Annotated in this window: 13 protein-coding genes; 4 read left to right on the forward strand and 9 right to left on the reverse strand. The window is 70.3% G+C overall.

What is annotated here, in order from left to right; translation table 11 throughout:
* Positions 1-24 precede the first annotated feature (24 nt).
* Entirely contained in the window at positions 25-978 is a 954-nt protein-coding gene (locus tag AC07XP_RS27610; RefSeq protein ID WP_095949799.1) for a branched-chain amino acid transaminase, read from the forward strand.
* Positions 979-986: 8 nt separating this feature from the next.
* Entirely contained in the window at positions 987-1,196 is a 210-nt protein-coding gene (locus AC07XP_RS27615) for a zinc-finger domain-containing protein (protein ID WP_007836801.1), read from the forward strand.
* A 49-nt stretch (positions 1,197-1,245) separates the two neighbouring features.
* On the opposite strand, the gene AC07XP_RS27620 is transcribed toward AC07XP_RS27615, so the two are convergent.
* From AC07XP_RS27620 to AC07XP_RS27645, 6 genes are all read right to left on the reverse strand, one after another.
* Positions 1,246-2,475: an O-antigen ligase family protein gene (locus AC07XP_RS27620; RefSeq protein WP_495266466.1), complete on the reverse strand. Its 1,230-nt coding sequence runs from the start codon at positions 2,473-2,475 to the stop codon at positions 1,246-1,248.
* Between the two features lie 64 nt (positions 2,476-2,539).
* A complete protein-coding gene (locus AC07XP_RS27625) occupies positions 2,540-3,748 on the reverse strand; it encodes an ATP-binding protein (RefSeq protein WP_495266467.1) in 1,209 nt (402 codons plus the stop codon).
* Between the two features lie 20 nt (positions 3,749-3,768).
* Positions 3,769-4,491 (reverse strand): response regulator, encoded by a 723-nt coding sequence (locus tag AC07XP_RS27630; protein WP_062476797.1) that lies wholly within the window; start codon positions 4,489-4,491, stop codon positions 3,769-3,771.
* 193 nt (positions 4,492-4,684) lie between these two features.
* Positions 4,685-5,506 carry a beta-ketoacyl synthase chain length factor gene (locus tag AC07XP_RS27635; protein WP_495266468.1) on the reverse strand — a complete coding sequence of 274 codons (822 nt, stop codon included), beginning with the start codon at positions 5,504-5,506 and terminating at the stop codon, positions 4,685-4,687.
* Positions 5,503-6,705: a beta-ketoacyl-[acyl-carrier-protein] synthase family protein gene (locus tag AC07XP_RS27640; RefSeq protein WP_307696495.1), complete on the reverse strand. Its 1,203-nt coding sequence runs from the start codon at positions 6,703-6,705 to the stop codon at positions 5,503-5,505. Before AC07XP_RS27640 ends, AC07XP_RS27635 begins: the two co-directional genes overlap by 4 nt.
* A gap of 155 nt (positions 6,706-6,860) precedes the next feature.
* Positions 6,861-8,255 carry an AmpG family muropeptide MFS transporter gene (locus AC07XP_RS27645; protein ID WP_495266469.1) on the reverse strand — a complete coding sequence of 465 codons (1,395 nt, stop codon included), beginning with the start codon at positions 8,253-8,255 and terminating at the stop codon, positions 6,861-6,863.
* Between the two features lie 61 nt (positions 8,256-8,316).
* Between AC07XP_RS27645 and AC07XP_RS27650 the strand changes: the two genes are divergently transcribed.
* Entirely contained in the window at positions 8,317-9,171 is an 855-nt protein-coding gene (locus AC07XP_RS27650) for a M48 family metallopeptidase (RefSeq protein WP_095743217.1), read from the forward strand.
* A 23-nt stretch (positions 9,172-9,194) separates the two neighbouring features.
* Here the strand turns inward: AC07XP_RS27650 and AC07XP_RS27655 are convergent, their stop codons facing one another.
* Positions 9,195-10,157 carry a tripartite tricarboxylate transporter substrate binding protein gene (locus AC07XP_RS27655; RefSeq protein WP_495266470.1) on the reverse strand — a complete coding sequence of 321 codons (963 nt, stop codon included), beginning with the start codon at positions 10,155-10,157 and terminating at the stop codon, positions 9,195-9,197.
* 40 nt (positions 10,158-10,197) lie between these two features.
* Positions 10,198-11,448, reverse strand: coding sequence for a flavin-dependent oxidoreductase (locus AC07XP_RS27660; RefSeq protein WP_495266471.1), 1,251 nt, complete (start codon positions 11,446-11,448; stop codon positions 10,198-10,200).
* Positions 11,449-11,520: 72 nt separating this feature from the next.
* Here AC07XP_RS27660 and AC07XP_RS27665 point away from each other — a divergent pair, with 72 nt between their 5' ends.
* Positions 11,521-12,420, forward strand: coding sequence for a LysR family transcriptional regulator (locus tag AC07XP_RS27665; RefSeq protein WP_307696491.1), 900 nt, complete (start codon positions 11,521-11,523; stop codon positions 12,418-12,420).
* 3 nt (positions 12,421-12,423) lie between these two features.
* On the opposite strand, the gene AC07XP_RS27670 is transcribed toward AC07XP_RS27665, so the two are convergent.
* Positions 12,424-14,412: DUF4034 domain-containing protein (locus tag AC07XP_RS27670; RefSeq protein WP_495266472.1), on the reverse strand; the 1,989-nt coding region annotated here is incomplete at its 5' end.

Consider the following 14,412-nt stretch of genomic DNA (forward strand, 5'->3'; position numbering starts at 1 on the left):
CACCGCTCCCAAAGGAATCAGGAAATGAGCTCGATCCCCCCCTCGCTGGACGACCGTGACGGCAAGATCTGGATGGACGGCGAACTCGTGGACTGGCGCGACGCCAAGATCCACGTGCTGAGCCACACGCTGCACTACGGCTGCGGCGCCTTCGAGGGCGTGCGCGCCTACAAGACGGCCGACGGCGCCACCGCCATCTTCCGCCTGGCCGAGCACACCGAGCGCCTGTTCAACAGCGCCAAGATCCTGCGCATGAAGATCCCGTTCTCGCAGGAACAGCTGAACGAAGCCCAGAAGCAGGTCGTGCGCGAGAACAAGCTCGAAAGCTGCTACCTGCGCCCCCTGATCTGGATCGGCTCCGAGAAGCTGGGCGTGAGCCCCAAGGGCAACAAGATCCACGCCATGGTCGCGGCCTGGTCGTGGGGCGCCTACCTCGGCGAAGAGGGCATGCGCCGCGGCATCCGCGTGAAGACCTCCAGCTACACCCGCCACCACGTCAACATCACGATGACGCAGGCCAAGACGGTGAGCAACTACACCAACTCGATCCTCGCCAACATGGAAGCGCTGGACGACGGCTACGACGAAGCACTGCTGCTCGACGCGAGCGGCTTCGTGTCCGAAGGCGCGGGCGAGAACGTGTTCGTGGTCAAGGGCGGCGTGGTCTACACGCCCGACCTGTCGGCCGGCGCCCTGAACGGCATCACGCGCAACACCATCCTGCACATCTGCAAGGACCTGGGGATCGAGCTCGTGCAAAAGCGCATCACGCGCGACGAGGTGTACGTGGCCGACGAAGCCTTCTTCACCGGCACGGCCGCCGAAGTGACGCCCATCCGCGAACTCGACCGCATCGAGATCGGCAACCGTGGCGACGGCGGCGCGCGCGGCCCGGTCACCGAGAAGATCCAGTCGGCCTTCTTCGACATCGTGAACGGCAAGAACCCCAAGTACGCCCACTGGCTCACGAAGGTCTGAGGAACAACATGTCCACCAATGCAGTCGTCGAACTCCTCGCGAAGGAGCTCAACCACCAGGGCGGCGTGTTCTGCCCCAGCCCCAAGGCCGACATGAAGCTCTGGAACAGCCACCCGAAGGTCTACCTCGACGTGGCGCGCACCGGCGAAGCCAAGTGCCCGTACTGCGGCACGGTGTACCGCCTGAAGGCGGGCGAGACCGTGTCCAGCCGCCACTGAGCGGCCAGACAGAAAAAAGAAACCGGCCCTCGCGGCCGGTTTTTTCGTTTCAGCTTTGCCGGGCTCGGGGCCACAGGCCGCGCCACGGATCGGGGTCCTGCGATTCCTGCGCCAGCCGCAGGTAGACCATCGCGATCCACAGCACCGCCAGCCCGATCTGCGCATCGCGCATGGCCGAGTTCACGCTCGACGCGATGAGCGCGATGAGCGTCGCGGCCAGCGCGTAGCGGCCGGCGATGTCGGGTCGGCGCCAGGCCTGCCAGACGGCGACCAGCATGATCGCCAGCAGGCTCAGGATGCCCGGGATGCCGCTTTGCGCGCCCACCCAGAGGAAGTCGTTGTGCGGCATGTTGGAGTCGGCGAACAGCGCCGGGCCGCGCTTGTGCCACTGGTCGGTCCAGCCGCCGATGCCCCAGCCCGCGACGGGCTGGTCGGCGATCATGGCGCCGGTGTCGCGGTACATGTAGTAGCGGATGATCCAGCTGCCGTGGAACACGGCGCCGGTCTGCGCCTTCTCGAGTTCCTCGATGCCGGTCTCGACCTTCTGCTGCAGCTGCGGCAGCTGGTACAGGCTCGCGCCGATCACCACCGCGCCCAGGATCAGCGCCGCCGACAGCGCCTTCAGGTGGTTCTTCCACTGGTGCAGGCAGACCACCGGAATCACCAGCAGCAGCGCCAGCACCGAGGTGCGCGACGTGAGCGGCAGCGCGACGACGGCGCCCAGCCCGAGCACGAGCGCGAAGGCCGCCAGTGCGCGCAGGGGCCGGTGCCCCGTGATCTGCGACAGCCCGTAGACCGCCGCGCTGGCCGCGACGATGCTGAACAGCAGCGCGTTGCTGATCGACTTGTTGCCCACTTCCATCACCACGCCGCGCAGCGCGCCCGGCACCGGAAAGCCCAGGCTGTAGTGCAGCACGATGAGCACGATGTTGAGCGCCGCGATCAAGAGGAAGCCGCGCAGCGCCCACAGCGCCTCCTCGCGCGTGAGCGCCATCGCCATCAGGAAGGTGAAGGCGATGCGCAGTCCGTGGAACAGGTTGGAGGGGGTCTCGGGGTAGTGCGGCCGCACGGCCAGCACGATGAAGGTCCACGCCACGTAGGCGACCACCGGCCACCACAGCGGGTTGGCGCGCAGCCGCGCATAGCGCTCGCGCAAGCCGCCGCCCACCAGCAGGGCGAGCAGCAGCACGATGGCCGACAGGTAGGTGACGCCGACCGGCATGAACACCACCAGCCCCCAGAACATGGCCGCGGGCCGAACGATGTGCGATCTCTGCATAGGGGCGGGATTTTAGGTTGGGGCTTTCACCCGAACCTGACTTGTCCCTGCGCGTCCGCGGGCGTCAGTGCGGTGCGGCGATGGTGCCCTTGGCCGGCAGGCAGATCACGAAGCTCGCGCCGCCACCCGGGCGGTCTTCGCAGCGCACCGAGCCGCCGTGGCGCTCGGCGATCGACTTCACGAGCGCCAGCCCCAGGCCGACGCCGCCGTTGCGCTCGCTGGCGCCCGGCAGGCGGTAGAAGGGCTCGAAGATGCGTTCGCGCAAGGTCGCCGGCACGCCCGGCCCGCGGTCGTTGACGCGCACCGTGGCGTAGCCGCCGGCGCTGCCGAGTTCGACGCTGATCTCGCCGGCGCCGTAGCGGCGGGCGTTCTCGAGCAGGTTGCGGATCGCGCGGCGCAGCAGGCGCGACACGCCCGGCACGGTGAGCGTGGCGTTGTCGGTGCCTTCGGCCAGGTCGAGTTCGGCGTTCACCTGCGCGCACTCTTCGGCCGCCAGGCCGGTCAGGTCGACGGCTTCGATGGTGCCCATGTCGGCCTCGCTGGCGTCGAGCCGGCTGGCCAGCAGGATCTCGTCGATGAGCTGGTCGAGCTCGCCGATGTTGCGCGAGATTTCCTCGCGCGCCGCCGGGCTGGGCTGGTCGCCCATGAGCTCCAGGCCCATGCGGATGCGGGTGAGCGGCGAGCGCAGCTCGTGCGAGGCGTTCGCCAGCAGCGACTTGTGGGAGCGCACGAGCTGCTCGATGCGTTCGGCGGAGGCATTGAATCGCTTGGAGAGATCGGCCACTTCGTCTTGTCCTTCCTCGATCACGCGCGCCGAGAGGTCGCCCTCACCCCAGCGCTGCACGCCGCGCTGCAGGGTCTCGAGCCGCTGGGTGATGCGCCGCACGATCGGGTAGACGCCCAGCGCCACCGCCACGCCCACGAGCGCAATCATCCAGCCCAGCCCGAACGGGGTGCGCCAGGGCGCGAAGCCGCCGGTGCCGGTGGGGCGCTCGCGCGGCGCCACGCGCAGCGTCATGTCGCGGCCGTCGCTCAGCTGCACATCGAACTCCAGGCCCTGGCCGGGCACGCGCATGGCCTTGCCGGTGCCGATGGTGCGGTCCTGGCTGTCGAGCACGACCACCTCGCGCGGCACCGGCGCCAGGCGCTCGCGCTCGGCCTCGGCGGCCACGCGCACGATCCAGTTGGCCATCAGCGTGAGGATGACCACACCGCCGACCACCGCGAGCCAGATGCGGACGTAGAGGTGGCGGCGGTAGAGGCTGCGCAGCATCGCGGGGCGGTCCTGTCAGGTCAGTCTTGCTGCTTGGCGAACACGTAGCCCACGCCGCGCACCGTCAGGATGCGCTTCGGGTTCTTCGCGTCGACCTCGATGGCCGCGCGGATGCGGCCCATGTGCACGTCGATCGAGCGGTCGAAGGCTTCGAGCTCGCGGCCGCGCACGGCTTCCATGATCTGGTCGCGCGTGAGCACGCGGCCCGCGCGCTCGGCCATCGCCACCAGCAGGTCGAACTGGTAGGAGGTGAGGTCGGCCAGCGCGCCGGCCACCGACACGGTGCGCGCGTTGCGGTCGATCTCCAGCGTGCCGAAGCGCATCACCGTGGAGGCTTCGGCCTCGGTGGCGTTCTCGCTGCGACGGCGCAGCACGGCGCGGATGCGCGCCAGCAGCTCGCGCGGCTCGAAGGGCTTGGGCAGGTAGTCGTCGGCGCCGATCTCCAGGCCGATGATGCGGTCCATCGGGTCGCCCTTGGCCGTGAGCATCAGCACCGACACCTTGGCCAGCGGGCCGGGCAGGGCGCGGATGCGACGGCAGACCTCGAGGCCGTCGGTGTCGGGCAGCATCAGGTCGAGGATCACCAGGTCGGGCGCGTGCTGCTGCAGCTGCTCCAGGCCGGTGGCGCCGTCGCCGGCGTGGTTGAAGGCGAAACCCGACTGCGTCAGGTACTCGCCCACCATCTGCGCCAGGCGGGCGTCGTCTTCGATCATCAGGAGTTGGGGGGTGCTCATGCGCTTCATGGTCGTTCACCGGGAGCAAGCGGGCTTGAACGCTCCGTAAAGTTGGGTAAACGCAGCATCGCCCTGTCAACCTGGATCGCTGCGAAAAACATAGCGCCTCGCCCAGGTTGCGTGGGCGCCATGCGGCAATGATGACGTACCGGGGCGCGGTTGCGTGTGTCAACACGCACCGCCGCCCCCGGGCGCAGGCCGGTCAGCCCGCGGCCTGCAGGTGCAGCCGCAGGGCCAGCGCGGCCGACAGTGGCAGGTCGATGGGCGCGTCCGTGCTGCCCGGGGCCTGGGCCAGCGCCTCGAACAGGGGCAGGGCGTCGGCCATCGGGTTGATGTCCTTCAGCGTGGCGGCGGCGGCCGAGCGCGGCGCCGTTGCCGTGCCGGCGGCATCGCCGACCAGCGACCAGTCGAGGCTGGCCACCGTGCGGGCCGTGCGCTCGGGCGCGATCACCAGCGCCACGGCCAGCAGGCCGCGGCTGTCGGTCACCGAGGCCAGCGCGCCGACCGTGGGGGCGTCGTAGCCCACCAGCAGCACCGGCGTCTGGTCGGCCGCGCACTGCACGGCCGCTTCGAGCAGGCCGGCGGCAAAGCTGTGGCCGTAGGCCGAGACGGCGTTGCTGGCCGCCATGCAGCCGGTGCCGATGGTCCAGTAGCCCACGGCCGCGTTGTGCACCGAGTTGTGGAACTTGGTGGGCGACAGCATCTTCGGGTCGCCCGCGAGCGTGCTGCACATGTAGTCGTTGATCGACAGGTCGCCGTGCGCCGACGTGAACACGCAGGGCACGTCGGCCGCGGGGCGGTCGGCGCCCGCGATGGCCGCGGCGGCCACTTCGAGCGCCAGCGCCACGGTGTCGGGCGCGCGGCGGCGCTCGGCCGGGGCCAGCACCTGCGGCGAGGGCCGCTTGGCGGGCGGATCGGCCAGCGCGCCTTCGCCGCGGAAGGCCGCGCGCGCGGCGTCCCAGCCGGGCAGCGTGGGGGTCCAGAAGGCGGGGCCTTCGATGTAGAGCGTCGGAGGCGTGTTCATGCGGCCACCGCCTTGCCGAAGACCAGCGCGCAGTTGTTGCCGCCGAAACCGAAGGAGTTGGACAGCGCGTAGCGCACCTCGCCCGTCGCGGGTTCGAGCTTGATCTGTGGGCCGAAGCCCTCGTCCAGCGTGCGCGTGTTGACCGTGCCCGGCATCAGGCCGCGCTCGATCGCCAGCAGGCAGACCACGGCTTCGACGATGCCCGCGGCGCCCAGCGTGTGGCCCATGAAGCCCTTGGTCGAGCTGGCGTGCGTGCGCGCCGGGAAGCGGCGCGCCACCAGCGCGCCCTCGACCTCGTCGTTCTTCTGGCTCGCCGTGCCGTGCATGTTGATGTAGTCGATGGCGTCGGCGGCCAGGCCGGCGCGCGCCAGCGCGTCGTCGAGCGCGCGCTCGGCGCCCAGGCCCTCGGGGTGCGGCGTCGACATGTGGTGTGCGTCGCTCGCCTCGCCGTAGCCCAGCAGCTGCGTGGCGTTGTCACCGGCCTGCACGCGCTCGACCAGCGCGAAGCCCGCCGCTTCGCCCAGGCTGATGCCCTTGCGGTCGGCGTCGAAGGGACGGCAGGGCTCGGTGGAGACCAGCTCCAGCGAGTTGAAACCGAACAGCACGCTGCCGCACAGCGTGTCGGCGCCGCCGACCACGGCCGCGTCGGCCAGGCCCAGGCGGATCAGGCGCTCGGCCGAGGCGAACACCTTGGCGCTGGACGAGCAGGCGGTGGAAATCGTCTCGCTCGGGCCGTCGATGCCCAGCACCTGCTGCACGAACATGGCCAGCGAATGCGGCGTGTGGACGGCCGCGCGGCGCTGGTCCGGCGGAAAGTTGCCGTCGGCGTCGAGCTGCGTGTAGGCCAGCTCGGTCTCGCCGATGCTGGCCGTGGAGGTGCCGAGCACCAGCGCGATGCGCGTGGCGCCGTACTTCTGGCGCGCGGCCGCGACCGCCTCGAGGAAGCCGTCGGCCTGCAGGCCCAGCCAGGCCAGCCGGTTGTTGCGGCAGTCCCAGAACGCGGCCGATTCGGGCAGGCGGACGTCTTCCAGGCCGTCGACGCGGCCGATCCAGGTCGGCAGCGGCGCCTCGCCGAAGTCGTTGGCGCGCAGGCCGCTGCGCGAGTGCGCGAGTGCGTCGGCGTGCGCTTCCTTGCCGACGCCGACGGCCGAGGTGGCCGTGTAGGCACTGATTTGAAGGGGAGAAATTCGGGACGGCACGATGGATGTGGGAGCAGGCGACAGGCGAAAGGGCGTCGGCGACAGAAGAAAAAGCGGGAAAGCGCAATTTTCACGCAATGAATGTCGCAGCCTACCAGCGTTGCGTATCAGGTTGCGTCGGCTGTTTCCTATAGATGACAGCTCCGGCGCAGGCCCTATTGACGCTCGCCGTCGCCTGTGCGGGCCGCCATGCGCGAGGCCAGCGCCACCAGCAGCAGCACCGGCACGCCCAGCAGCGCGGTGGCGGTGAAGAAGGTGCTGTAGCCGTAGGCGTCCACGAAGGCGCCCGAATAGCCGGCGATGAACTTCGGCAGCAGCAGCATCAGCGAGCTGAACAGCGCGTACTGCGTGGCCGAGTAGCTGATGTTGGTCAGGCTCGACAGGTAGGCGATGAAGGCCGCCGAGGCGATGCCGCCGGCCAGGTTGTCGGCCGAGACCACGGCGATCAGCGCCGTCAGGTCGTGCCCGCGCGTGGCCAGCCAGGCGAACAGCAGGTTGCTCGCGGCGCTGAGCACGGCGCCCAGCATCAGCACCCGCATCACGCCCAGGCGCATCGACAGCACGCCGCCCACGAAGGCGCCCACCAGCGTCATGATCACGCCGTAGATCTTGCTGACCGTGGCCACCTGGTCCTTGGTGAAGCCCATGTCCACATAGAAGGGGTTGGCCATGATGCCCATCACCACGTCGCTGATGCGGTAGATGGCGATCAGCGCCAGGATCAGCGCCGCCTGCCACTTGTAGCGACGGATGAAGTCGGCAAAAGGCTCGATCAGCACGCTTCGCAGCCATTCGCCCGCGTTCTTCGCCTTCGGCAGCACGCGCCGCACCGGTTCGGGCGACAGCAGCACCGTGAGCACACCGACCGCCATCGAGGCCGCCATGACGAGGTAGGCCGTCTTCCAGGCGCTGTTCTGGTAGGCCGCCGCGCCGGTGACCGCCACGGCGGGCGCCACCTCGGCCCAGGCCGCGACCCACAGCACGCCGGCGCCGGCCCAGATCATCGCGAGCCGGTAGCCCGTTTGATAGGCGGCGGCCAGCGCGGCCTGCTTGCGCGTCTCGGCCGATTCGATGCGGAAGGCGTCCAGCGCGATGTCCTGCGTGGCCGAGCCGAAGGCCACCAGCAGCGCGCACCAGATCAGTGGCTGCAGCCCCAGGCGCGGGTCGTTCATCGCCATGCCGATCAGCCCGACGATCACCATGCCCTGCGCCAGCAGCAGCCAGCCGCGCCGGCGCCCGAGCAGCGTGGTCAGCGGCGGCAGCGGCAGCCGGTCGACCAGCGGCGCCCAGACCCACTTGAAGCCATAGGCCAGCCCGACCCAGCTCAGGTAGCCGATGGTGGTGCGGTCGATGCCCGCCTCGCGCAGCCGGAAACTCAGCGTGCCCAGCACCAACAGCAGCGGCAGGCCGGCCGAGAAACCCAGCGCGAGCATGCGCAGGGTGGCGGGTTCGAGGTAGACCTTGAGCGCGTCGCGCCAGGGCAGCGCGGCGCTCGCGGGGGCTTGGGTGGGTTCGGCGGGCGGTGCGGACATGAGTGGGGGATTGTCCATGAGCTATGGAGGACATCGGCGCGCCCGCTCGTCTCCATTTGTTCCTATCATCCGGGCACCTATGTGCACACGATGCGAACGCCCCCTTTCCGCCCTCTCCGAAGCCTCGGCATGGAACCCGCGCCGGGCCTTCCTGCTGGCCGCCGCCGGTGCGGCGCTGAGCGCGCCGGCGCTGGCGCAGGTCAATGTCGGCAATGCCTCGGTGGCGCGCAACCTCGTGCCCGCCGACCAGATCGAAGCGGCCGGCGTGCAGCAGTACGGCCAGCTGCTCGAACAGGCGCGCGCCAAGGGCGCACTGGCCGGTGACGGCAACCCGCAGCTGCAGCGCCTGCGCACCATCGCGCAGCGGCTCATTCCCTTCGCCCTGCCGTGGAACACCCGCGCGCGCGAGTGGAAGTGGGAGGTCAACCTGATCGGCAGCAAGCAGATCAACGCCTTCTGCATGCCCGGCGGCAAGATCGCCTTCTTCACCGGCATCCTCGAGCAGCTCAAGCTGAGCGACGACGAGGTCGCGATGGTCATGGGCCATGAAATGGCGCACGCGCTGCGCGAACACGCCCGCGCGCGCATGGCCAAGAGCGTCGGTACCGGCGCGGCGCTGTCCATCGGCGCGCAGCTGCTGGGGCTCGGCCAGGTCGGCGACCTCGCGGCGCGCGCCGGCACGCAGCTCATCACCCTGAAGTTCAGCCGCAGCGACGAGACCGACGCCGACCTCGTGGGCCTGGAGCTCGCCGCGCGCGCGGGCTACGACCCGCAGGCCTCGGTGTCGCTGTGGAAGAAGATGGCCGCCGCCTCCAAGAACCAGGGCGGCCTGAGCTTCTTGTCGACCCACCCGAGCGGGCCGGACCGCATCGCCAAGCTCGAGGCGAACGTGCCGAAGGTCGAGAACCTGTACCGGGCGGCCGCGCGCAAGTAGCTGCGCTGCGCTTCCCGCCGCGCTCAGTCGGCGGTGATGTTCCCCTTCTTCACCACCGTCGCCCAGCGCTGCGCGTCCTTCTGGATCAGCGCGCCGAACGCCGCCGGCGTCGAGCTGGCGGGCACCATGCCCTGCGACTCGAAGGACTTCGCCACCTCGGGCGACTTCAGCACCGCGGCGATCTCCGTGTTCAGCCGCGCCACCACGTTGGCCGGCGTGCCCTTGGGCGCGAGCACGCCGTACCACATGTCGACGTTGTCGGCGGTCACGCCGGCCTCGGCCAGGGTGGGCACGTCGGGCAGCTGCGGCAGGCGGTGGCTGCTGCCGGTGGCGAGCGCCTTGAGCTTGCCGGCCTGGATGTGCTGCAGCGCCACGTGCACCGGCAGGAACATCGCGTCGATGCGCCCGCCGAGCAGGTCGGTGACGGCGCCGGCCGTGCCCTTGTAGGGCACGTGCAGCAGGTCGGTGCCGGTGCCCTGCATCAGCAGCGCCATCGACAGGTGGTGCGGCGTGCCGACACCGGGCGTGGCGTAGGTCAGCTTGCCGGGGTTGGCCTTGGCGGTGGCCACCAGCTGCGCGAGCGAGCCCGCCTTCTGCGTGGCCGGGTTGGTCACCAGCAGCAGCGTGCCCCACGAGGTCTGCGACACCGGCGTGAAGTCGGCCACCGGGTCGTAGGCGAGCGACTTGTACAGGCCCTTGTTCATCACCAGCGTGTTGACCTGCACCAGCAGCGTGTAGCCGTCGGGCTTGGCGCGCGCCACCTTCTCGCTGCCGATGTTGCCGCTGGCACCGGCGACGTTCTCCACGATCACCGGCTGGCCGAGCACGGCGGGCAGGCGGGCCGAGAGTTGGCGCGCGATCAGGTCGATGCCGGTGCCGGGCGTGTAGGGCACCACCAGCGTCACCGGCTGGTCGGGCCAGGCGTGGGCCGCAGCGGCGCTGGCCGCAACCAGCAGGGTGGCGAAGGTCCGGGTCAGAAATCTCATGGGGTCTTGTCTCCGTCTTGATCTGTGAATTGGCCGGCGCTCAGAGGTACGACGCGCGCGCCTTCAGCGCCGCCGGGTCGTAGCCGGCCACGCGCTTGTAGTGGTCCGAGATCGCCTGCAGCTCCTGCTGCGTGACGATCGCGTCGAGGTTCTCGACGCGCTTGCCGCCCGAACGCTCGAACACCTCGCGCAGGATGGTGTCGGGCGGGTTGCTGCGGTTGGTCAGCACCACGTCGGTGGTGGCCTTCACGCGCACGCGGTCGTAGGTGTCGAGCGCCGCGATGCCCACGCCTTCGCGCTTCATCGCGCCTGCGAGAAAGCGCGCGTCGATGATCGCCTGGCCCGCGCCGTTGGAGCCGCGCGGCACCATCGGGTGCGCGGCGTCGCCCAGCAGCGTGAGGCGGCCGTGGCTCCAGCGCGGCAGCGGGTCCTGGTCGACCATCGGGTACTCCAGGATGGTGTCGGAGGCCAGGATCAGCGCGGGCACGTCGAGCCAGTCGAAGTGCCAGTCGGCGAAGGCGGGCAGGAAGTCCTCGAGGCGCCCGGCGCGGCTCCAGTCGCGCATCGCGGGCTGGGGCGCGTGGATCTCGGCCACCCAGTTCACGAGCTGGCGGCCCTGGTTGTCGATGTCGTTGCGGATCGGGTAGATCACCATCTTGCCGACGGTGAGCCAGCCCGCGCGCACCATGCTGCCGCCCGAGAGAAAGGGCTTCCAGGCCGCGGTGCCGCGCCACATGTTGATGCCCGAATAGCGCGGCGCGCCCTCGTTCGGATACAGCTGCTTGCGCAGCGCCGAGTGGATGCCGTCGCAGCCCACCGCGACCGCGCCGCGCACCGGCGCGCGGCCATCGGCGAAGTGCACCGTCACGCCGTCGGCGTCCTGTTCGACGCCGGTGCAGCGGTGGCCGCACTGCACGCTGTCGGGGCCCAGGCGCTTCAAGGTTTCGTTCAGCAGCACGGTCTGCAGGTCGCCGCGGTGGATCGAGTACTGCGGCCAGTCGTAGCCCGCGTGCTGGCCGGCGGGCTCGCGAAACACGAGCTGGCCGTGCTCGGTGAAGAAGACCGCCTCCTGCGTGCGCACGCCCACGGCGTCGAGCGCGTCGAGCAGGCCCAGCTCGGACAGCTCGCGCACCGCATGCGGCAGCAGGTTGATGCCCACGCCGAGCGGGCGCAGCTCGGGCACGGCCTCGTACACGCGGCAGGCGATGCCGGCCTGGTGCAGGCTCAGGGCGAGGGTCAGGCCGCCGATGCCGGCGCCGAGGATGATGACTTCGTTAGGTGCGGTGCTCATGGGGTCCGTATTGGGACCGCAAACGAGGCATATGGGAAATTTAGATGTGATATGGATTTATCATGAATCCTTATGAATCTGACCACGCGCCAGATGCGCGCCTTCCTGCAGGTGGCGCGCATCGGCAACTTCACCCGCGCGGCGGAGCAGGCGCACATCACCCAGGCCGGCCTGAGCATCCTGATCCGCGAGATGGAGAAGCAGCTCGGTTGCCGCCTGTTCGACCGCACCACGCGCATGGTGAGCCTCACGCCGGCCGGGCGCCGGCTGCTGCCGGTGGTGGAGCGGCTCGTCACCGACCTCGATGACGTGGCCGCCGAACTCGGCGCCGAGGGCGACGCGGCACGCCAGACGCTGCGCATCGCGGCCACGCCGCTGGTGTCCTCGCACCTGCTGCCCTGGGTGTTCGCGAGTTTTCGCCAGGCGCATCCGCAGGTCGCGCTGCGCCTTTTCGACGCCGACCTGCGCGACGTGGAAGCGATGGTGGCCGCGGGCGAGGCCGACCTTGGCCTGGGCTTCTTCTTCAAGGCCGCGGCGGGGCTCGACCGCACGCCCGTGGGGCGCTTCGAGCTGATGCGCGTCACGCAGGCCACGGCCGACGGCGAACCGGTCGGCACCGCGCCCTGGTCCGCGCTGCGCGGCGCCACGCTGATCGGCCTGCCGCCCGGCAACCCGATCCAGAAGGTGATCGAGCGCCAGCTCGGCGAGATCGGACTGGCCGACGCGCAGCGGCCCGCCTTCAACTTCTTCGGCACGCTGATCTCGATGGTCGAGGCCGGCTTCGGCACCGCCGTGATGCCCACCTTCGCGCTGGCGGCCTGCCGCCGTCACCGCGTGAAGACCGACGTGCTGCTGAAGCCGCGCGTGGGCATGGACTTCTTTCGCCTGACCAAGCGCGGCACGCACGAGACCGAGGCGATGCGCGCCTTCAGCGAGACGCTGGCGAAGGCACTGCCTGCGCTGTCCCGCTAGCGGTCACACCATCGCGTTGTCGCCGCCCGGGATCTCGTGCGCCTTGATCTGCCGGCGCGTGAGCTTGTAGAGCGTGGACGACAGGAAGCCGTCCTGGTGGGTGTTCTTGGTCACGTTCACCACGAACTCGTCTTCGGGCGCCACGGCCTGCGCGCCCATGATCCAGCGCACGCTCTCGCGGTAGTTGTAGAGCACCTTGTCGTTGGCGTCGGCCAGCAGGGTCGACAGCGTGGCCATGGCGATGGCGTCGCCGTTGGTCGCGTGCTCGCGCACGAAGTCCAGGTGGCGGTGGCGCACGGGGATGTCGGACAGGTCACTGATGAACATCAGCGCGCCCTCGGTGGCGTCGTCGTGGCCCAGCTCGCGGGCCTTCAGCATGGCCTCGACCGCCTGCGCCTGCAGCGCGGGGCGCTGCGCCGCGGGCGTGGCGTCTTCCCAGGCCATGTCGTGGCAGAGGTAGCCCAGCTTGTAGGCCGCGACGCTGTTGCCGGCCTGTGCCGCCTGGCCGTAGCAGTGCATCGCCTGTTGCCGGTCCTTGGTGCCGTGCTCGCCGCCCGCGTGGAAGATGCCGAGCGTGAGCAGGCACGATTTGTCGCCGGCGGCCAGCCCCATCTCCAGGATCTCGAAGGCTTCCTGGTTGCGCGGCACGCGCCACAGCGCGCGGGCCAGGTCGTCCCAGTTCTCGGTGCCGGCGTTGCGTTCGCGCGCGGCCGCCAGCCAGGCGTTGCCGGTCGCCGCGTTGGGCACGAAGCCGAAGGCGCCCTTCAGGCTGCAGTAGGCGTGCAGGATCAGCGCGGTGTTGCATTCGTAGGCGTTGGCGCTGTTGCAGATGGCCTGGCCCAGCCACTGTCCGCCGGGGTCCTGCTCCAGGGCGACGTGCACCGCCATGTTCATCGCGTAGTCGTCGTCGATGGGATGGTGGCTCTCGGCCTCGCGCAGGCAGGCCAGCGCTTCGGCGTGCTGGTCGAGCATGTAGTGGCTCACGGCCAGCCAGCGCAGGGTTTCCCAGCGGTGGTAGGGGTAGAGCGCCTCCTGGGCGCGCTGGCGCGTGGCGGCCATGCGCTGCTGCGCTTCGGCCGGGTCTTCGTCCTTGTCGACGCTGTTGCCCTGGTAGTCGTCGCGCCAGATCTCGTGGCGCAGCCGGTCTTTCTCGACCTCGCTCAGGTGGGCGCAGGCGGGCGAGGCGATGAAGGCGCGCACGCGCTCGTGGCTGCCGCCCCAACGCGGCTGCTGGAACCAGACGCACTGGCGCATGAAGAAGAACAGCCGCGGGTGCACGTGCAGCGTGGCGTGGATCCAGTAGGACGTGCCGCTGATCACCTTGCGGCCCTGCACGGGCGAGGGCAGGGCGGTGGGCGCGGCCTCGGGGCAGGCGACGCGCTCGTCGTGCGCCAGGCCGGAGCGCGCGAGCTGCGCCAGCAACTCGTCGCGGGTGACCTCGTCGTCGTCCAGCGAAAAGTCGTGCTGCAACGGCTTGTCGGGCCAGCGGCCGCTGCGCACCAGCTCGGTCAGCCAGTCGGGCTCGTTGAAGGCCGAGGTGCTCTGCAGCAGCAGGGCGCAGGCGGTCCACATCGTGGGCGCGAGCGTGAGGGCGCGCAGCGCGGCCACGGCGCAGCGCGTGGCGCAGGCATGGGCGCATTCCCAGCCGAGCGCGGTGACCGTGCTGGCCCAGCCCGAGCCGCGGTACTCGTAGGCCCAGTGGTACCAGTAGTGCGCTTCGCACAGCCAGGCGTGGGCCGATTGCGGGCGGGCGGCCTGCCATGCGGCCAAGCGGGCCAGCCCTTCGGCGCCGGCCGCGGTGCAGCCGGCCAGGTCGTCGGGCAAGGCGCCGTAGTAGCGCTCTTCCTCGTCTCGGTCTTGAAAGCTGGCGGCCAGCGCGTCGTCGAGTCGCTGGTCGAGCGCGGCGTAATCGCCGGCGCGCAGCAGGGCGTCGATGTCGCAGAGCTTCCAGCGCGCGGGGGCGGGGGGAATCACGGTCGCTGCGGCGGAGGG

This window comes from Variovorax sp. GW531-E2 (assembly GCF_059423125.1).

Excerpts from the sequence above, each read along its gene's own strand:
- AC07XP_RS27620 (WP_495266466.1), bottom strand. The coding sequence starts at position 2,475 with ATGCAGAGATCGCACATCGTTCGGCCCGCGGCCATGTTCTGGGGGCTG.
- AC07XP_RS27635 (WP_495266468.1), bottom strand. The coding sequence starts at position 5,506 with ATGAACACGCCTCCGACGCTCTACATCGAAGGCCCCGCCTTCTGGACC.
- AC07XP_RS27610 (WP_095949799.1), top strand. The coding sequence starts at position 25 with ATGAGCTCGATCCCCCCCTCGCTGGACGACCGTGACGGCAAGATCTGG.
- AC07XP_RS27665 (WP_307696491.1), top strand. The coding sequence starts at position 11,521 with ATGAATCTGACCACGCGCCAGATGCGCGCCTTCCTGCAGGTGGCGCGC.
- AC07XP_RS27650 (WP_095743217.1), top strand. The coding sequence starts at position 8,317 with ATGTGCACACGATGCGAACGCCCCCTTTCCGCCCTCTCCGAAGCCTCG.
- AC07XP_RS27660 (WP_495266471.1), bottom strand. The coding sequence starts at position 11,448 with ATGAGCACCGCACCTAACGAAGTCATCATCCTCGGCGCCGGCATCGGC.
- AC07XP_RS27625 (WP_495266467.1), bottom strand. The coding sequence starts at position 3,748 with ATGCTGCGCAGCCTCTACCGCCGCCACCTCTACGTCCGCATCTGGCTC.
- AC07XP_RS27630 (WP_062476797.1), bottom strand. The coding sequence starts at position 4,491 with ATGAAGCGCATGAGCACCCCCCAACTCCTGATGATCGAAGACGACGCC.
- AC07XP_RS27615 (WP_007836801.1), top strand. The coding sequence starts at position 987 with ATGTCCACCAATGCAGTCGTCGAACTCCTCGCGAAGGAGCTCAACCAC.
- AC07XP_RS27655 (WP_495266470.1), bottom strand. The coding sequence starts at position 10,157 with ATGAGATTTCTGACCCGGACCTTCGCCACCCTGCTGGTTGCGGCCAGC.
- AC07XP_RS27645 (WP_495266469.1), bottom strand. The coding sequence starts at position 8,255 with ATGGACAATCCCCCACTCATGTCCGCACCGCCCGCCGAACCCACCCAA.